The organism is Parabacteroides sp. KHUB-02, from assembly GCF_056640955.1.
Map to the genome: position 1 here is coordinate 1,429,070 of NZ_JBWQEV010000001.1, position 20,336 is coordinate 1,449,405.

14 protein-coding genes and 1 riboswitch are annotated in these 20,336 nt (G+C 46.9%); of the genes, 12 read left to right on the plus strand and 2 right to left on the minus strand.

The window, feature by feature from the left end; genetic code table 11:
* Positions 1-25: 25 nt before the first annotated feature.
* The gene (gene proS / locus ACYIA1_RS06210; RefSeq protein WP_196009643.1) at positions 26-1,507 is read left to right on the plus strand and encodes a proline--tRNA ligase; all 1,482 of its coding nucleotides are present in this window, start codon (positions 26-28) and stop codon (positions 1,505-1,507) included.
* 97 nt (positions 1,508-1,604) lie between these two features.
* Here proS and ACYIA1_RS06215 read toward each other — a convergent pair whose 3' ends face one another.
* Entirely contained in the window at positions 1,605-3,272 is a 1,668-nt protein-coding gene (locus tag ACYIA1_RS06215) for a formate--tetrahydrofolate ligase (protein ID WP_005862573.1), read from the minus strand.
* A 393-nt stretch (positions 3,273-3,665) separates the two neighbouring features.
* On the opposite strand from ACYIA1_RS06215, the gene ACYIA1_RS06220 reads away from it, so the two are divergent.
* Positions 3,666-4,178, plus strand: coding sequence for a hypothetical protein (locus tag ACYIA1_RS06220; protein WP_048927265.1), 513 nt, complete (start codon positions 3,666-3,668; stop codon positions 4,176-4,178).
* 48 nt (positions 4,179-4,226) lie between these two features.
* Here the strand turns inward: ACYIA1_RS06220 and ACYIA1_RS06225 are convergent, their stop codons facing one another.
* Positions 4,227-4,931: a precorrin-2 C(20)-methyltransferase gene (locus ACYIA1_RS06225; protein ID WP_480334728.1), complete on the minus strand. Its 705-nt coding sequence runs from the start codon at positions 4,929-4,931 to the stop codon at positions 4,227-4,229.
* 66 nt (positions 4,932-4,997) lie between these two features.
* Positions 4,998-5,196: riboswitch (cobalamin riboswitch) on the plus strand.
* Positions 5,197-5,259: 63 nt separating this feature from the next.
* On the opposite strand from ACYIA1_RS06225, the gene ACYIA1_RS06230 reads away from it, so the two are divergent.
* The 10 genes from ACYIA1_RS06230 (at position 5,260) to ACYIA1_RS06275 (ending at position 20,066) form a co-directional block, all read left to right on the plus strand.
* Positions 5,260-6,423, plus strand: coding sequence for an ABC transporter substrate-binding protein (locus tag ACYIA1_RS06230; RefSeq protein WP_122380547.1), 1,164 nt, complete (start codon positions 5,260-5,262; stop codon positions 6,421-6,423).
* Between the two features lie 9 nt (positions 6,424-6,432).
* Positions 6,433-7,470, plus strand: coding sequence for an iron ABC transporter permease (locus ACYIA1_RS06235; RefSeq protein WP_044546063.1), 1,038 nt, complete (start codon positions 6,433-6,435; stop codon positions 7,468-7,470).
* Position 7,471: 1 nt separating this feature from the next.
* A complete protein-coding gene (locus ACYIA1_RS06240; RefSeq protein ID WP_008779842.1) occupies positions 7,472-8,485 on the plus strand; it encodes an ABC transporter ATP-binding protein in 1,014 nt (337 codons plus the stop codon).
* 1,542 nt (positions 8,486-10,027) lie between these two features.
* Entirely contained in the window at positions 10,028-11,737 is a 1,710-nt protein-coding gene (locus tag ACYIA1_RS06245) for a DUF4906 domain-containing protein (protein ID WP_480336312.1), read from the plus strand.
* A 155-nt stretch (positions 11,738-11,892) separates the two neighbouring features.
* The gene (locus tag ACYIA1_RS06250; RefSeq protein ID WP_170105222.1) at positions 11,893-13,578 is read left to right on the plus strand and encodes an AAA family ATPase; all 1,686 of its coding nucleotides are present in this window, start codon (positions 11,893-11,895) and stop codon (positions 13,576-13,578) included.
* A 585-nt stretch (positions 13,579-14,163) separates the two neighbouring features.
* The gene (locus tag ACYIA1_RS06255; protein WP_480334731.1) at positions 14,164-16,194 is read left to right on the plus strand and encodes a DUF4906 domain-containing protein; all 2,031 of its coding nucleotides are present in this window, start codon (positions 14,164-14,166) and stop codon (positions 16,192-16,194) included.
* A complete protein-coding gene (locus ACYIA1_RS06260; protein WP_480334733.1) occupies positions 16,166-16,570 on the plus strand; it encodes a fibrobacter succinogenes major paralogous domain-containing protein in 405 nt (134 codons plus the stop codon). Before ACYIA1_RS06255 ends, ACYIA1_RS06260 begins: the two co-directional genes overlap by 29 nt.
* Positions 16,571-16,626: 56 nt before the next feature.
* On the plus strand, positions 16,627-17,394 hold the full coding sequence (locus ACYIA1_RS06265) for a DNA-binding domain-containing protein (RefSeq protein WP_005862562.1): 768 nt from the start codon (positions 16,627-16,629) through the stop codon (positions 17,392-17,394).
* Positions 17,395-17,762: 368 nt separating this feature from the next.
* Positions 17,763-18,896, plus strand: a complete 1,134-nt coding sequence (locus ACYIA1_RS06270) for a site-specific integrase (RefSeq protein WP_008665036.1) — start codon at positions 17,763-17,765, stop codon at positions 18,894-18,896.
* Between the two features lie 3 nt (positions 18,897-18,899).
* On the plus strand, positions 18,900-20,066 hold the full coding sequence (locus tag ACYIA1_RS06275; RefSeq protein WP_022219044.1) for a site-specific integrase: 1,167 nt from the start codon (positions 18,900-18,902) through the stop codon (positions 20,064-20,066).
* Positions 20,067-20,336 lie beyond the last annotated feature (270 nt).

The following is a 20,336-nucleotide window of genomic DNA, read 5'->3' on the forward strand; positions in this document are numbered from 1 at the left end:
CAGTATAATTTAGAAATATAAAGAAATGGCAAAAGAGCTGAAAGAACTTACACCGAGAAGTGTAAACTATTCGCAGTGGTACCAAGATTTGGTAATTAAGGCAGATTTGGCGGAGAATTCCGCCGTGCGTGGTTGTATGGTGATCAAGCCTTACGGATACGCTATCTGGGAGAAGATGCAACGTATCCTAGACGATATGTTCAAGGAAACCGGTCATGTGAACGCTTATTTCCCCTTGCTGATCCCGAAGTCTTTCTTAAGCAAAGAAGCTGAGCACGTAGAAGGGTTCGCCAAGGAGTGCGCCGTGGTTACTCACTATCGTTTGAAGACAAATCATGACGGTACGGGGGTTGTCGTAGATCCGGCAGCTAAACTGGAAGAGGAATTGATCATTCGCCCGACTTCGGAGACCATTATATGGAATACATACCGTAACTGGATTCAGTCTTACCGTGACCTGCCTATCTTGTGCAACCAATGGGCGAACGTGATGCGCTGGGAGATGCGTACTCGCTTGTTCCTTCGTACGGCTGAGTTCTTGTGGCAGGAAGGCCATACCGCTCACGCTACTCGTGAAGAAGCGGAGATAGAAGCTAAGAAGATGCAAGACGTTTATGCGAACTTCGCAGAGAATTATATGGCAATGCCGGTAATAAAGGGCGTGAAGTCTGAGAGCGAGCGTTTCGCCGGTGCTTTGGATACCTATACGATCGAGGCGATGATGCAGGATGGAAAAGCTTTGCAGGCGGGAACTTCCCATTTCTTGGGGCAGAACTTCGGTAAGGCTTTCGACGTTACTTTCATCGACAAGAACGGTAAGAGCGACTATGCTTGGGCTACTTCTTGGGGTGTTTCCACACGTTTGATCGGAGCGTTGATTATGTCTCACTCTGATGATAACGGTTTGGTATTGCCTCCACATTTGGCTCCGATACAGGTTGTGATCGTACCGATCTACCGTAGCGCTGAGCAATTGACGCAGATCAGCGAGAAGGTCGCTGGTATCGTGGCTAAATTGAAAGCGTTAGGCATTTCCGTGAAATATGATGACGCTGATAACAAGAAGCCGGGCTGGAAGTTCGCTGAGTACGAGTTAAAAGGTGTTCCCGTGCGTTTGGCTATGGGTGGTCGTGATTTGGAGAATAATACGATCGAAGTAATGCGCCGTGATACTTTGGAGAAGGAGACGATCACTTGTGATGGCATTGAGGAATACGTGAAGAATCTGTTGGAGGAAATCCAAGCGAATATCTTCAAGAAAGCGTACGATCACCGTGAGGATAACATCATAAACGTAGATACGTATGAGGAATTTAAGGAGAAGATCGAGGATGGCGTCTTCATCATGGCCCACTGGGATGGAACCCCGGAAACAGAAGAATTGATCAAGAACGAGACGAAAGCTACGATCCGCTGTATTCCTTTAGCTGGTGATAAGACTCCGGGTAAGTGTATGGTGACAGGTAAACCGTCGGCTTGCCGGGTACTGTTCGCCAGAGCTTATTGATCGCCCCCCGGTTTCGGGGCGAGAGTGGTTATAAAAAAGGTACGCCTTACTGAATGTGTGAGGCGTACCTTTTTTATTTAAATTGTTTTACTGTCTATTAACTCAATCCCTCAATCATGCCATCCACGATATCGATCTTTCGGGCTTGCGGCTCTTTAGGGAGCCCCGGCATACGCATGATCTCGCCCATGACGACAACGATCATCTCGGCTCCGTTATTGATGATTACATCTCGTACTTTTAGTTCGAAATCCTTGGCGACCCCATAAGCTTTCGGATCGGAAGAGAATGAATATTGAGTCTTGGCGATGCAGATCGGATAATGGGAAATACCCAAGCTTTCGATCTGACGCAATTTTTTATCGGCCAAAGTCGTATAAACAATCGAAGAGGCTCCGTATATCTTCTGGGCCACTTTTTGTACCTTCGTACGGATCGGATCATTCAGATCATATGTATATTGTAAAGGAGCGGAAGGATGATTTTCGATCGTATCAACCACTAAGCGGGCAAGCTCCGTACCCCCTTCACCTCCTTCGGAGAAAACGTTATTCATGGCGAATCCAACCCCTTTTTCCTTGCAATGCTCAGCCACTAAAGCGATCTCCTCGTCCGTATCGGTAGCGAAACGGTTGAAAGTCACGATTACTTGCTGTCCGAAGCTCTTCATATTCTCAATGTGTTTATCTAAGTTAGCGAATCCGTTCTTTAATCCTTCGATATTCGGTTCCTTGATTTCTTTTTCAGGAACGCCACCATGAAGTTTTAAGCTCTGGGCAGTCGCTACGATGACTGTCAGTTTCGGTGAAAGCCCCGCTTTTCTACATTTGATATTAAAGAATTTCTCTGCGCCCAGATCAGCGCCGAAACCAGCCTCCGTAATCACATAATCTCCATAAGTAAGAGCCATTTGGGTGGCCAATATGGAATTACATCCATGGGCGATATTAGCGAAAGGACCTCCATGTACAAATGCGGGAGTATTCTCCGTTGTTTGTACTAGGTTCGGCAGTAATGCGTCTTTTAGCAATACGGTAATAGCTCCGGCTATGCCAAGATCATTTACCGTGAAAGGCTTATCTTCGTTTGTATAACCCAATAAAATATTTCCGACACGTCGTTTCAAATCCTCTATATCCGTAGCCAAGCAAAGGATCGCCATGATCTCTGAAGCGGGAGTGATGTCAAATCCGGTCTCGGTAGGGACACCGTTCGCCGAGCCGCCTAGACCCGATACGATGTTACGTAAGCTACGGTCGTTTACGTCAAGAACCCGTTTCCATTTGATCTCCTTCAATCCCTCGCAGGTGTTGCGAGTCTGATAAATATAGTTATCCAATAAAGCGGTAATCATATTGTGGGCGGAAGTAACCGCATGAAAATCCCCTGTAAAATGCAAGTTGATGTTTTCCATAGGAAGCACTTGGGCATATCCACCTCCGGCAGCACCACCTTTCATGCCGAAACACGGGCCAAGAGACGGCTCACGTAAAGCGACCACCGCTTTCTTCCCTATTTTATTCAGCCCTAAAGCCAGACCGATCGAAACCGTAGTCTTTCCGATTCCCGCTTTAGTGGGAGTGATAGCGGTCACTAAAATTAAATTATGCTGGTCCATTTGCTTTTTATCGATCAAATGGATAGGAACCTTGGCAATATACCTGCCATAATTTTGTACTTCCTCACGAGGGATACCTAACGTTGTCGCAACTTCCTTAATTTTACGCAAGTCTGTTTCTCTTGCTATCTCAATGTCCGATTTCATGTGCTTTATGTAAGTTTATATAGTTTGAACAAAGTAAATCTAATTTATTATAATAACAAAATGATACGGAACAAGGTTTTCCCCCTTTATGGAATAATAAGATTGTGTTATTTTGATATTTTTGTGCGAAGATGGCGATGATCTTGCTTTTTGTGATAGCTGTTAGGCTTGAAATTAAACTTTTTGTAAAGTGAACTTTGCAAAAATCATACGTTTTGCTTGTCGCACTCTTAAAGAATTATAAAATAGTCTTTAAAATTATCCATCTATGATAATTTGATTAATTTTGTGGTGTCACAGCGATAAAAAGAAAGCTAAAATGGTTTGAGTGTGATAAATTGAAATAGATAAGAGATTAATAACATTAGCAATATAATATGTAAATTTAAGGTTATGTCAACAGTAAGATTTAGTCAGGTTACATTTGCTACTAAATCGTGGGTAGCAGAAGCATGGGAAAAGATGGTAGTGGAATTGTTTAGCGGCCGTGTCGTAGCGGAAGTCAAACAATTGGATGAAGTATGTGAATCAAAGTGGGAAGTAGAATTGAAGAAGCTTCAAAACGAGGTTCATTCTTTATGTCATCATGCGATCCATCAATTGCTCCCGATAGCCGGCTCTTATCAACAGGCATTACTGGATGACGTTGCCCAAGCCTATACGGTATACGCTCCGGAAGAAGCAGAGTCTATCTTCAACCGGGGAAACCAAGCGATCGAGGATATCAAAGGGCATGTATCGGGTATTCGCTACAACGCTTGTAAAATGCGTGAGGCGAACCGTAAAGTAAGCGAGTTGGAAGATATGCACGCAAAAGCGATCATGTACCATAATTCAGTGAAACCTTATATGGATACACTTCGTTTCCATATCGATCAGCTTAAGCATATATTGCATGTAGCGTAATAAGATGGGCTGTCCGGGTTTGGTTACTCTCCGGGCAGCCTTCTTCTTTTAGCGAGGTTGGATAATCAGTAGGGAGAAATAGGGGAAATCCTTGGAATGTATAGTGGCGATATCAGTAGTATAATATTCTTTTCCTGTTCCTACATTCTCGAAATAATGAAAAACCGCCTTATCCGCATACTGCCGGATACAAGTATGAATAGCCTCTTGGCAACCCGGTAATTTCATGATGACGATGATCATTCCATTTTCTATTTTTGCCGAAAGTTCATCGAATGACGCAGTCCCGGGGATTACATTAATTTGCTCCTCTTGTTTTACGATATGTATCCCGGCCAAGGCACCTGCCGCTATAAATGCCGGAATTCCTGCGATTCGATCTACCGGGATTCCTGCTTCCTCGAATTTATCGTATACATATTGTATAGATGAATAAAAACCAGCGTCTCCCTCGGCGACGATCACGATTTGTTTTCCTTTCAAATATTCAGCTTGGGCATCCAGAAACAATTCGTTATAAGCGTTTAACGCATCTGTCCGTTCCTTACTCATTGGCAAAATAAACGGATGGATCAAGGATTCGTCTACCTCAATAGCTTTCAATATATCCGTCGCCCGAGATATGATTCCATGCTTGCCTTGTGTAGCAGGACAATAGATAATATCAGCCTTTTGTAATGTTTTAAGCCCTTTCAGCGTAATTAATTCCGGATCACCGGGACCTAATGAGACTAAGTGAATAGGATGATTCATGTGTATCTGTTTTTATTTGAAACGCAAAAGTCCTTAAAATTGCGGATGTATACAAATATTCTTACTACTTTTGTCGCTGTAACAGGCTCCGCTTATCTCTTTTTCCGGGAGGCGGATTAAAAGGGAACCGGGTGAGAATCCCGGACAGACCACGCTGCTGTGAACTTCTAAACATTCGGACAATACCTTGGCCACTGGTTTCGTAATCGGGAAGGCGTCCAGAATGGAAGTAAGTCAGAAGACCTGCCGGTTCATAAATAAATGTTGCTGTCCCGTGGAGCAGGACGAGAGTAACTGTCAATGATCAACTGTCAATTAAACAAGGATTATGAATAAGTTTATAGCGGGTGGATGCTTGCTTTTATCGGTATTGACTTTATCATGTACTTCAGGTATCCGTGAAAAAGGAGAAATAGGGAAGACGGCTTCCGTAGAGCAATCCGCATTCTCGCAAGAGCAGGTTAAGCCTTTATACGCCCAAGGATTCAAGCTTACCTATGCGGATCAATATGTCTTGGCTGATATTCAAGATCCTCAAAACGAGGAAAGCACCACGTTTCATTATGCGTTCGTAAAAAGAGGTTCGAAACCCACGGGGATTCCCGTTGATTATACGATGATAGAGCTTCCCATCCGAAGCGTTATCTGTATGACTTCCCTGCAATTATCGAATTTTATTAAATTGGGTGCTTTGGATAAGGTCGTTGGGATTACCAGTACACGGCATTTGTTCAATAAAGAGATGAACGAACGCCTGAAAGAAGGTAAAACCGCAAAGATCGGTATAGAGGGAAATTTCGATAACGAGGTTATCATGAGTATGAATCCTGATTTGATCCTTGTATCGCCATTCAAGCGGGGAGGCTATGAGACGCTGAAAGACGTGGGTATCCCCTTGATTCCCCATTTGGGTTATAAGGAGACTACGCCATTGGGACAAGCTGAATGGATCAAGTTCATAGGCTTGTTGTTAGGGGTAGAGAAAGAGGGCAATGAGCGTTTTGCCGCCATTGAGAAGAGGTATAATGAATTAAAGGAACTTACGGCGGATGGCAAGGTTAAAAAACGTCCGATCGTTTTTAGTGGCGAGTTACGGGGTGGAAACTGGTATGCCGTAGGAGGAAAGAGTTTCTTGGCACAGCTTTTCAAGGATGCCGGCGCTGATTATTTCTTGAAAGACGATGAGCGATCCGGTGGTGTTACATTAGACTTCGAGACGGTCTATAACCAAGCGGACGATGCTGATTACTGGCGTATCGTGAATAGTTTCCCGGGAACGTTTAGCTATGAGGCATTGAAAGAGCAAGATCCTCGTTATGCGGATTTCCGTGCGTTCCGGGAGAAAGGGATTATCTATTGTAATATGAAGAACACGCCGTTTTATGAGAGTATGCCGACAGAACCGGAGATCGTCCTAGCGGATTTGCTTCATATCTTTCATCCGGATTTATTACCGGATCATGAGCCGGTCTATTATTCTCGACTTAAATAAGGAACACTGATGAGACATTCAAATACCCTATGGATGCTGGCGATTGTCACGGCTATTTTTGTTCTAATCTTTTTGAATTTGGTGTTGGGGTCAGTCTCTATTCCTCTTCAATCGGTTTGGCATATTATCTGGAATTCAGGAAATGAGCCTATTACATGGCAGAATATTATCTGGAAATCCCGACTACCACAGGCATTGACAGCGTTGGTAGCGGGAGCAGGCTTATCCATCAGCGGCTTACAGATGCAAACCGTTTTCCGTAATCCATTGGCCGGACCTTCGGTCTTAGGTATCAGTTCGGGAGCGAGCATGGGTGTCGCTTTTGTGGTGTTGTTAAGCGGTAGTTTAGGGGGCGTTGCCTTGAGTAAACTTGGTTTTATGGGGGAGATCGCCTTATCGATAGCGGCCGTGATCGGTTCCTTATCCGTGATGGCGCTGATCGTGTATGTTTCCCAAAAGGTAAAAGGAAATGTCACGTTGTTGATTATCGGTGTGATGATCGGTTACGTGGCAAACGCCGTGATCGGTGTACTTAAATTCTTTAGCGTCGAGGAGGATATCCGTGCATACGTGATTTGGGGATTGGGTAGTTTCGCCCGTGTTTCCGGTAATCAGATGACGTTGTTCGTGATTCTTATGACAATCTTGATCCCTCTCTCGTTCCTGCTTATCAAGACCATGAACTTGATGCTTCTTGGGGATAGCTACGCACGCAATTTGGGACTTAATATCAAGCGGGCCCGTTTGTTGGTTATCACCTCGGCCGGGGTCCTTACGGCGATTGTCACGGCTTATTGCGGACCTATTATCTTCTTGGGGCTAGCCGTTCCGCATTTATGCCGGGCCATATTTCAAACTTCCGACCATCGGATTTTAATGCCTGCGGTCTTATTCGCAGGTGCGGCGTTGGCGTTGATCTGTAATTTGATCGCCCGTATGCCGGGGTTCGAGGGAGCGTTACCTGTCAACTCGGTAACCGCTTTAGTAGGTGCTCCTGTAGTGGCTTCGGTATTATTTAGAAAACGAAAGAATGAATTGAACGAGTAAGATGAAACAAGATACGATTCATATTAACGGACTTTCGATCGGTTACCATTCTAAGAGTAGTACAAAGCTGGTAGCTAAAGGTATACACTCTACGATCTATAGTGGTGAATTAACCTGTTTGCTGGGTGCTAACGGGGTGGGGAAGTCTACTTTATTGCGCACGTTATCGGCTTTCCAACCTAAATTAGATGGGGAAATATTGGTCCTAGGAAAAGATATAGATGCTTATTCCGATAAGGAATTGAGCACCACGATCGGTGTCGTGCTGACCGATAAATGTGAGATCCGGAATATGTTGGTACGGGAATTGGTCGGGATGGGACGTAGCCCGTATACCGGCTTCTGGGGCAAGTTGAGCAAGGATGATAAGCGGATCGTGGAAGAATCCATCGCCCTTGTCCGCATTGAGGAACTAGCATCCCGCATGGTCCATACCTTATCGGATGGAGAACGCCAGAAAGTGATGATCGCTAAGGCGCTCGCTCAGGAGACTCCGGTTATTTACTTGGATGAACCTACCGCATTCCTTGATTTTCCCAGCAAGGTAGAGATTATGCAATTACTCCATCATCTAACCCGGAAAACGAATAAGACGATATTTATGTCCACTCACGATTTGGAGCTGGCTCTCCAGATATCGGATAAGATCTGGTTAATGGACAAAGCGAATGGTATCTCTACCGGTACCCCCGAGGATTTGGCATTGAGTGGTCATCTAAGCAATTTCTTCGCCCGGAAAGGGATTGTTTTCGATAAGGATACCGGATTATTCCGTATAGATAATCAATTCTCCCGACAGATCCGCCTCGTTGGACATGGCCAGAAATACGCTATGGTGCGTAAAGCACTCCAGCGAAACGGAATTTTGGCGAATCGGGAAGTGGAATCGAATATCTGGATTGAGACTGGCGATTTAAAGACCACCCACTTTATCATCCATGAGACTTCCGGCGGTACCTATATCACCCAAACGATAGAAGAATTACTTGCCTATTTTGATACTGAAAAATCATAACTATGAAATTTTCAATTCATAACTATGTTTTTCTTCATTCATAGTTATGAATTTTTTCCATTCAAATCCATTGTTTTAAAGTAAGCTAGCTTCGTCGGCTTTCCTGTAATTGCTTGAAAGATACATACAACTTTAATTCCACCATTCCTGTCACTTCTACGTACAGGTGTTGGTTCAAGAAAATGGTTGGGGTTACACCTAATGAATATAGACAAAATCGAAACAATTAGACATTTAATTCAACGTCATGTAACAATATGAAGTTTGCATGTATGGATCTTTACACGGTTCTTCCGTCGGGAATCGTGCTAGCTCGTGCGTGCCTTTCCGGACAGTAAGTCCTAAATGTTAAATGAGTAGTGAGATGTAAAGAGACAAACGGTAAAAAAAACGATAATGTAAAATGAATCGAAAAATAGAAGTGATTGAGAATAAAGAAGTAGGGAGAAAAAAAATGTCTCTTTCTTACGCAGAAAGAGACAACTTTCAGAATGACGGGTAAATATCCGTTTTCGGGTGTAAAAGTAGCTCAAATTGCTGATAAAGGCAAGGAGAGTGCTTAAATCTTTTATCAAAATTAAAAAAGACAAACAATAGCGAGCCGTCAAGCGTGACGTGCCTTGTCCTATTAACATTTCCAAGGGATTGAAAAACAGCGGATAGGAGCGTTTATCCTCCTGTTGTCTCTTTCTGCGTAAGAAAGAGACAACGTGATTCAAGCAAAAAAATGTGAAATGTAGTAGTGAAAAAGCACGTGCAGGTATGGAGGAAATGGGTGTAAAATTACAAAAAGCAGTATTGATGATGATGTCAATAGTATGGGTGTTAGGAATGTCAAGTTGTGAGGATCGTCTCGATTCACCCTGCCCGTCTACGGGTGAGGGCAAGACGGTGGAGGTATCGCTATGCGTGGGATTGGCAGACTGGGAAGATGCGGCGGCATTGAGTACGAGATCTATCCACACGGAGGCTAATGAAGGCTTTGGCTTTGATGTGCGTCTGTTCTCCGGTCAAAACATGGGCACGAAGGCTATAACGGTTCCTGAAGATCCCTTGGCTACGGCCAAACCCGATAAGTTATATGGTTTGGAGATCTGGCAATACGACCGGGCGGGAAATTGCATCAATAACAGCACGCAAAACCTGGGTAATAAATCCATAGGGGAATCCTTCACCGTGCCTTTGGTAGATCTTGCGACACTGTCAACCCCCGAGACCGAATGCCAATTGCTGATCGTCGCCCGTGGATATAATGGCTCGAAAAACACGATTGAGTCCCTTAAGGGCAAGAGGCTGTCGGATATTCAGGACATGATGCTGGATTCTTCGGTAATAAACTCGATAACGACAAAGGATCAAATAAAAGTGATGCCCTATCTCTTGCTTCTCCCTCATGTCTGTATAGTGAAGGAGGGCGAGACGTATAGGATACAGAACCCGGAGGGACAGGATATCCGCGTCTTATTACGCCGTTTGACTTCCCGGCTGACGATCACATGGGAAAACGTCTCGAAAAACACGGGATATGTCTTGAAACAAGTTATGCTTCAATCCATACCTGCCAATTACCGATTATTGCGTCATCCGGAGGACAAGGCGACATATCCCTCTTTACTGGATCAATACTCTACCTTGCAGGTTCCCGATGTAGAGGAGTCGGGCAGCTATACTTGCTGGATCCCCAGTGTGCTACGAGGCGAAAGCCCGAATGCCACGTCCCTCTATTATCGCACGAAAGTGAACGCTCCGAAAGGTAGTGTTTACATTACGCTGGTATCACAAGATCCTGTGAATATCAAGAAAAAATTGAGTTACCGTGTCTATTTGGGAGGAAGTTCAAGTCATGATTTCAATCTGTACGACAATACGAACTATGTTTACGGGATTAAGATGTCACACTCGGAGCTTCCGGTGGATGACAAACGTATTACCATCGTGAATCCGATCGGGGCTTCCGAGAATAACAATAACTTGGTTCCCACGGCCAACTGTTTCATGATTGTTCCGGGAGGCGCCTTTTGTTTCGATCCCTATAAATATACGGTCGATGGGACGGCGGATCAAGAGAATTCCACACTGAAAGGGTGGGCTGACACGGAGGGGGGTATCACTTCCGTGGAACTTTTATGGCAGACCTTGGAAAGCGGAGATTTGGGAGATCCGGTAATGGGTATCGTAAATACCGAAGAGGATCATACGAATATTGTGGACATAAAGAGAGACGACGGTCAGGATATAACGAAGAACCCCTTGTCTGGCCAGGGGCAAGGACGGATCTATTGCCGTGTCGCCCCTAACACGACCGGAGGTAGCGGCTTGATAGCGGCGAGAAACGACAAAGGCGATATTCTCTGGAGTTGGCACGTATGGGTGACAGATTATCATCCGGACGCTACCGGGGATGCCTCGGTAGACGAGCCGGAGACAAAACGTAAGCAAAAATATACGTATGGGAATCATCCGAATCAATATCCTATCATGGATCGTAATCTGGGCGCTTTAGCCGGATATACCACGATACCCGCGGAAGAGGAGGATAGGTCGAAGGCACATGGTTTCCATTATCAATGGGGTAGAAAGGACCCTTTCCCCAGTAGTTATACTACAAAGTACGTGTCCAAAATAGAGCGTATAGATTTGACTAAACCCGTGAAAAATATATTGAATTTATATAGGCCGGATGGTGTTACTTATTATTCACGTAAGATAGTACCTTCTGCCACGACTTTTAGGGAAGCCTATAAAGACCCGTCATCTATTTATAAGCCAAGTGGCAATAACGCTGATAATCTTTCCTGGATCACGAATCTAAATGATGTAAGACAAGCTTGGGGTGGTAGTTCGGTGAAGACCGTTCACGACCCATGCCCGGCCGGCTGGCGGGTGACAAAAGTGGAGAACTATTATCCCTTATTCAATGATGTCAACCATAGCGCTACAGGTCCTAGCCTGTATTTGATGAATATGCAAAACAATGGCGAAAAGACAGATGGGGGTATCGTTGTCTATTTTGATAAAGAGCAGAGGAGGACGACCTATATCCGATATACCGGTTATTGGTATTTAAGCGATCAGTATCTTGGGATTGGTGAGAACACGCTGCTTTGGTGCCGAAACGACGTTGCAAGCAAAGCTGGCGCTAAACATTTCAGAAGGGATTATAATCTGACTGCTAAATATGGAACCTTGCCCACTTCCGGACATTTACGTGAGGCCATACCTCTTCGTTGCATCCAGGAACGGGCGAATTGATACGACGAACCATAAAGGCTCCCCCCCCCTCGTGCCTTGCCGTAAACGCTTGGGGAAACGTTCTTTGACATGATGAGATTAATAAGGAAAAGTGATAATCGCTGTTGTCATATAAATTGTTATATTTGTATTCACAACTCAAAATAGTAATACTTATGGAAACGAGAAGAATACCGATCGGTATCAGCGATTACAAGAAAATGATAGATGAGGGCTATTACTATGTGGATAAGACCGATTTTATCCGTCAGATAATAGAAGAAGGCGCTTTGATCACGTTGTTGCCCCGTCCGCGTCGCTTCGGCAAGACGCTGAACCTTTCGATGCTGCGGTACTTCTTCGAGAAGACGGATGGTAACGTGTTCCGCCCGTTGTTCGACGGCAAGCGTATCCGGGAGTGGAAGGATTTCGATAAGCATCAAGGTCAATACCCTGTGATCATGTTGACGTTGAAGGACTGCAAGGCGGATACGTTAGAGGACACGTTGGTCAGGATAGGCTATGAGTTGAAAAACGAGTTTACTCGCCATGCTTACTTGATCGATTCTCCCAAGATGCGGCCTAATTACTTGGATGACTTTATGGCACTTTATGAGGGCAAGGCTTCCCGGGGACAATTAGAGGGTTCCATCAGCTTGCTATCCGAGCTGTTGACGCTTCATTGGGGCATGCCCCCTCTGGTGTTGCTCGATGAGTATGATACTCCGATCCATGTGGCTTTCGACAAGGGCTTTTATGATCGTATGATCGTCTTCATGCGCAACTTCATGTCGATGGTTTTCAAGGACAATACGTCCATCTTCCGGGGGGTGATCACGGGTATCCTCCGTGTAAGCAAGGAGTCGATCTTTAGCGGGCTGAACAATATCGACGTGGATACCTTGCTGGATCGTCCGATGTGTACGGCGTTTGGCTTCACGCAAGTGGATGTCGACACGCTGCTCGACTCATACTCGTTGGGTGATCAGAAGTCAGAGGTCAAGCACTGGTATAACGGTTACCTGTTCGGGAATGAGGTGGTCTATAATCCATGGTCTGTATTGAACTATATAAATAAAGGTGGTGTCTTTGCCCCTTACTGGGTGAACACGGGCTCAGACGTGTTGCTTCGTCATTTGATAGCGGAGGGCCCCTCCCAAGTACGGAAGGGAATCGAGACGCTTGTCCAAGGCGGTAGTCTGTGTAGCGTGATCAACGACAAGCTGGCTTTCCCGGACTTGTTGTCTAGCGCCTCCAACATCTGGTCTTTCATGCTGTTCAGCGGCTATCTGAAAGCGTCGGACGGTACGATGACCCCGGATCACTTGATGTCGTACACCTTGGGGGTGCCGAACACGGAGGTTTCCACGGTTTTTTCTACGATCATCCGGGGTTGGATCAACGACGGCCCCGTGAAGAACGACCGCTTGGAGATGATGCTGCAGGCTTTGGACGAGAACGAGATGAATATCTTCCAGCGGCTATTGAATGACTTCGTCGTGAATACGCTCTCGTATTACGACACGAACGGCCGTGAGCCGGAAAAGGTCTATCAGGCGTTCTTGTTGGGAATGCTGGTAAGTCACGGCGCGTACGAGGTGAGCAGTAACCGTGAGTCGGGTTTGGGCCGTTACGACATCCTTCTTCGTCCCCGTGACCTTGGTGGCAGGGGTTTTATCATGGAGTTGAAAGTGTACGACCCCATGTTTGACGAGTCCGTGGACAAGGTCCTTGATTCCGCCTTGGCGCAGATCGAGAAGAAGCAATACGCCGCTACGCTCCATGCGGCTGGGGTGCGAGACATCCTCAAAATGGCGATCACGTTCGATGGCAAACGTGTGTGGGTGAAGACCTCCGAATAAAATAACACTTCTTATCCTTATTAATCCCGTCATGCGATGATATGATTGTTGTCGCGTGCGTGAAGTTACACGGTACCCCGTCGGGTATCGTGCGGTTTCGTGCGTGCCTTTCCGGACAGTAAGTCCGAAATGTTAAATGAGTAGTGATTTGTAAAGAGACAAAAAGCGAAATGAAAGAAAATGGAAAAGAGGAATGAAAATGGAAGATATTGAGAATGAAGGGATGAGAGAAAAAAAGTTGTCTCTTTCTTACGCAGAAAGAGACAACTTTCAGAATGACGGATAAATATCCGTTTTCGGACGTAAAAGTAGCTCAAATTGCTGATAAAGGCAAGGTGAGTGCTTAAATCTTTTGTCAAAATTAAAAAAGACAAACAATAGCGAGCCGTCAAGCGTGACGTGCTTTGTCCTATTAACATTTCCAAGGTATTGAAAAACAGCGGATAGGAGCGTTTCTCCTCCTTTTGTCTCTTTCTGCGTAAGAAAGAGACAGGTGCTTTCAAGTAAAAAAATGTGAAATGTAGTAGTGAAAAAGCACGTGCAGTTATGGAGGAAATGGGTGTAAAATTACAAAAAGCAGTATTGATGATGATGTCAATAGTATCGATGTTAGGAATGTCAAGTTGTGAGGATCGTCTCGATTCACCCTGCCCGTCTACGGGTGAGGGCAAGGCGGTGGAGGTATCGCTCTGCGTGGGTATCGCCGACGAGGTGGATGCCGCATCGCTTGCCGGCGGCACGTCCGGTACGAAAGCGGGGGAGGGCGTTGGTTCCGGCTCCGGTCTCAATGTGCGGCTGCAATCCTCTGCCAAGACCAAGGCTGCCGTAGAAGACCCGTTGGCCACCGCCAAGCCGGATAAGCTTTACGGCTTGGAGATCTGGCAATACGATGCGGGCGGTAATTTTAAAACCGGCAAAGGAGTGAGTTATACGAGCGCCGTTGAGATTGGTTCCTCCTTCACGGTCACGCTGGAGGCTTTGGACAATTGCCAGCTGGTGATAATCGCCCGGGGATATAACGGTTCCGCCTACACGGTGGGTTCCCTTAGCGGGAAAAGCCTTTCCGCCGTGCAAAGCACGACAGCCACGTCATCCATGATCGAGGGGATCAAGAATGAGGGGGATATAAAGGCCATGCCCTATATCCTTCACCTGCCTAAGGTGAACGTAACCTCGGCAGGCGAGATCCAAAGCCCTGACGGTACGGATGTCCGCATCCTCCTGCGCCGCTTGGCTACCCGCCTGACGCTGTCTTGGAAAAACGAATCGGAGAAAACCGGCTATACTCTAGAGCAAGTCCTGCTGCAATCCATCCCCGTAGACTACAGGTTGTTGAAACCCGTCAATGACGATACCTACCCGTCCCTGTTGGATCAATATACCACCATACAGGTGGCAAGCGTCTCGGACGAGGGAAGCTATACCTGCTGGGTTCCCTCCGTCGTACGCGGGGAGAGCGCCTACGCCTCCTCCGCTTATTACCGCACGAAGGCGAACGCCCCGAAGGGCAGCGCCTACGCTACCTTCATCTCCCGCCACAAGAGCGACGGCGGCAACGAAACGGATAGCCGGAAGAAACTGAACTACCGCGTCTATCTGGGTGGCAGCACCAGCAAGGAGTTCGACTTATACGATAACACGAACTATATATATAATGTAGAGATGTCGCACAATACGCTTCCAGTTGACGACCGTCGCATAACCATCATCGACCCAATCCCTGCCTCGCAGAACAACAACAACATAGTCCCCACGGCGAACTGCTTTATGGTAAAACCGGGTGGAGCGTTCTGCTTCAACCCATACAACTACACCATAAAGGGAGTAGCCGGAGGCAATACGATATTGCGAGACTGGTGCGGCCTTTCAGGCACTACCTTCTCCACTCCGATAAAATCCGTGAAAGTATTGTGGCAGACGCTGGAGGATGGCGACTTGGGCGACCCCGCACTGGGAGTCGTTAACAAATACGCCCCGCAGGTACCGGCCGAAGATGACCACACGAACATAGTGGAGCTAAAGAACGGCGACAGCCTCACGGATGCCCGTATCTACTGCCGTGTCGCTCCGAACACCACGGGAGGCAGTGGCCTTATCGCCGCCTACGATGGCGAGAACGGAACGGGCAATATTCTTTGGAGCTGGCATGTGTGGGTAACGGATTATAGTCCCTCGGCGACAACCGACGCTACCATTCTCTCGCCGGACAACCAGCGCATCTTGAAATTGCAGAACGGGGCGACCTCATATAAGCCCATCATGGATCGTTGCCTAGGCGCCTACGATGGCTATGTGTCCGTCCCCTCCGATATCCTCGATATGTCGCGTGCCAACGGTTTTCATTACCAGAGGGCACGTAAAGACCCTTTCCCCGGAAGCTATACGGCGGAAAAAATAGCGAATCAATATAAATTCACCATCAATGCCGCCCTACCTCCCAAGCATTGCCTGAACAGGTATAAGGCGGACGGAATCACATGGGTGATGCCGACAGGTCTTAATTTCAGCTCGGTTCATCATGCCTATCAGCATCCCGAGGCTTTTGGGCAGCCCCAAAATCAGGAATGGTCATCCAATCCCAGTTCGGATGCGAACTGGCAGGCCCACTTGGAGTGACAGCAAAACCGTGCATGATCCATGTCCTGCCGGTTGGCGGGTTCCGACACAGAATGAACTTCAAGTACTAATAAGCCGTAATTCCTCTGACTGGAATACGATACTATCTAATTCTGAAAAAAATGGTGGAGTCCTTTTGAAATACGATAATACGGCAAACGGCACGTACCTGCGATTCTCCGGTTATCCGGCGGATTTGACTACATTAAATAATGTGGGATACACGACTTTCTTGGCTATTACAGCCTCCAATGTCAGAGCGAGTAACGTATTTATCGCCAGTCGTAGCGGTGGGATCGTAGAAGGGGGAGGAGGACTTAAGTTCGCCGGCAAAGATAACCGTGATGCCCAAAACATCCGCTGTATCCAAGAATAAGATCATGACATAACATCTAATTAAACGGATTACTAACAATTAAAAACAAACCGATCATGGCAAACGAGTATTACTGGAAAGTATGGCTTCGGCCAAATTTGTTAACCAAGGATGACGACAACGACTACATCGCGGAGGTATTGACCCAAAAAGACACCCTGCACAACGAGAATATAGCCAACGCCATCATCAAGGAAGGTTCCGAGATCAAGTACGACACCTTGCTCTCTATCATCAAGCAACGCGACCGCATCGTGCGGGAGCACCTCATGATGGGCTACAGCCTACTCACCGAGGTGTGCCAATACACGCCTCGTATCACGGGCCCTTGGGGAGGCGAGACGGCGAAGTTCGATCCCGCTATCCATAAGCTGACGCTCGATATCGTGCCCTCCGCCGAGATGCGTGACGCGTTGAGCAAGGTGGGCGTGGAGGTTCTAGGAGCCAAGTCCGAGGTGGGGCGTATCGGCATGGTGACCGATACCTTCACGGGATTGTCCAACGGCTCTATCACCCCGAACGAGGACATACTGATCGAGGGCGACCGTATCCGTATTAACGGGGCAGACAGCTCGGTAGGTATCTTTTTCGTGTCGGAAGACGGCGAGAAGGTTACGCCCGTGACCCGCCGCCTCACGCAAAACGACCCCAGCCGTATCATCGCCCGCGTACCGGCCTTGACCGACGGCAAGTACAGGCTGCGCATCGTGACGCAGTTCTCGAAAGGCGTCACCTTGCTCAAGTCTCCCCGCACGATCGAGTACAAGCTGCCGCTCACCGTGGGCGCCGGGGGAGGCGACTCCGAGAGCCCGGATGAGATTTGATCCGGGGGAGGCATCATCCCTAGCACAGGGGAGACATCATCCCTAACACTAGGGAGGCATTGTCCCTAACGCTGGGGAGGCATCATCCCTAACGCTAGGGAGACACCCTCCCCGACGGCAGGGAACCGGCCCATACAGAGGGAAAAGGATAAATATCTGTAATCAAAGAGAAATGAAAGGGTAATATTTCTATAAATAAGAATTTATATTATTGTATATCTGTGTGTTATAAAATAAAGCTTGTTTTCTTATCTATTCCTGTGAGATTCCATTTATACCCATTTTTGAATTATTTTTGTTACCTGTTTCGATACTTATATCAAACCGATTTACTATATTTGCACAAGAATATAAAACACTGGAGCACAATGGGTAGAAAAAAGCAATCAAAAGTAGACAAAAGTCCGTTCAAGCTGCGGAGAAGAAAACTTACGGACGGCCGTGAGTCCCTTTTTATAGACCGCACGGTTGACGGCAAGCACGAATACGAGTTCCTTAAATTGTATCTTGTACCGGAAAATTCCGTCAAGGCGAAACGTGAAAATGCAAAAACGCTCCGTCAGGCGGAGGAACTCATCATTGCCAAGACCGAAAACATGGTTGATGACAAGGCACAGGAGGAAGCAGCCAAAGACAAGTCCAAGATGTTGTTGTCCGACTTCATTGGCCTGTTGATGGAGGAATACAAGCAACGGGAACAGCCCGCACATCTGCATTTAAGGGCATCACGTACCAAATTCGAGAAGTTCCGCCCCGGTACAAGATTGTGTGACATAAACAAGAGATTCTGTACCGATTATGCCGAGTGGCTTCAATCCGAACCTCTCACTCCGCAAGGAAAGCCGCTCGCCCAAGCCACCGCCTGTTCCTGTTTCTGGATTCTCGGCATCATCCTGTCCGCTGCCTGGCAGAAAGGGTATATAAAGAACAATCCTTGGAAACTGCTGAGCGCCAAGGAAAAGATAGCGAGACCGGAAAGCAAGCGTGAGTTCCTGACCCTTGACGAAGTCCGCAAACTGGAGGACACCCCCTATATCAAGGAGAATATACGCAGGGCATTTCTGTTTACCTGCTATTGCGGATTGCGTGTAGGCGATGTTACGGACTTGTGCTGGAGCGACATATCCGTCAATGGCGGGCAACACTTCGTATCGGTGGTGATGCAGAAAAACTCCAAACCCATATCGCTTCCTCTTCCCGCCAAGGCGTTATCGTGGCTTCCTGAGCGGGGAGAACCGGAGGCATCGGTATTCTCGCTTCCGTCCCATACCGTCCTGAACAAGCATTTACGTAAATGGGCGGAACTGGCAGGGCTGGACAGACACCTTCATTTTCACCTGAGCCGCCATACCTACGGAACAATGCTGATAACCGCCGGGGTTGACCTTTATACCGCCAGCAAGATGATGGGACATGCCGATGTGCGCCCCACGCAGGTTTACGCAAAAATCGTTGACAGGAAAAAAGAAGAGGCCGTTTCACTGATAGACAAAGTATTTTAAGACATGGCAGTGACAAATAAAAAATCAAGCAAACTGAAAGAGCCTGTAAGAGTCCGTACAAAGAAACTTGCGGACGGTTCCGAATCGTACTACCTTGACATCTATGTCAACGGCAAGCGGAGTTATGAGTTTCTGAAGATGTACCACCTGCCGGAAGTCAACGCGAGGGTCAGGGAGCAGAACCGCGCCACCCGTGAGGCTGTCGAGACCATAAAGTCGCAGCGCATCATCGAGATTACAAATTCCAGAGCCGGAATCAGGAACAAGTTCGCATGGCAGAAACTGATGTTGGCGGACTGGCTGGAAAAATTCTATTCCAACCAGGAGCGCAAGGGTATCAAGCGTATCGACAAATTGAGAAGCATTATAAAGGTCATCAACCAATACGGCAAAAGTACCCGGATGGGCGACATTGACAAGAAGTGGGCACTCGGTTTCATTGATTGGCTCCAACACACTTATAAAGGCAGACAGGAAAAACTGCTGGAACAGGGAACAGTCGTGGCCTATATCTCCCAACTCTCCATTGCTCTGAATGCCGCTGTCCGTGCGGAATGGCTGGGTGAAAATCCGTTCATGCTGCTCTCGGCTTCGGAACGTGTAAAGAAACCGGAATCAAAACGCCAGTTCCTTGCCATCGAGGAAGTGAAGCTCCTTATAGCCACCGAATGCCGTAACAGAACAGTAAAACAAGCCTACTTGTTCTCTTGCTATTGCGGACTGCGCCTGAGCGACATGGAAACCCTTTGCTGGAAAGACATTATATGCAATGACGGCAGGTATATGATTGCCACCGTGCAACAGAAGACATCCACCCCCATTTATACGCCGCTCTCGCAAAATGCAGTCAAGTGGCTGCCTGAGCGGAAAGCGGACGACAGTGACGAGACGTTTGTTTTCGCGGAACTTCCGTCACGCCCGACCACCAACAAAATCCTCAAACAATGGGTGGAGAAGGCCGGTATCGACAAGAAAATCACCTACCACACAAGCCGCCATACCTTCGGAACGATGATGATGACCGTGGGGGCTGACCTTTATACGACCTGCAAGCTGATGGGACATGCCGACGTGCGCACTACGCAGATATACGCGAAAATCGTTGACAGCAAGAAGATTGAGGCTGTCAATATGGTTGACAAAATGTTCGAGCAGATGGAATCTGACTGATAAAATGCAATGAATAACTTCGGCATTGGACAAACTATTTTAGTCCGAAAATAGACCTGATTAACATCACGTTTGCTGTTTTAGGTCTGTTTTCAGCTCATTTTTTGTCTTAAATAGTATGTTCCGCTCCAATCCTTCTGTCATATAAGAACGGCTCTGTACGATTGACTTTATCTGCCCTGAAAATAAACATAAAGTCTATTGAGTGGTCTTTTATACAGATTTTGCCCTTTCATTGGACTTCTTATGAATAAATACGCATGATAAAGT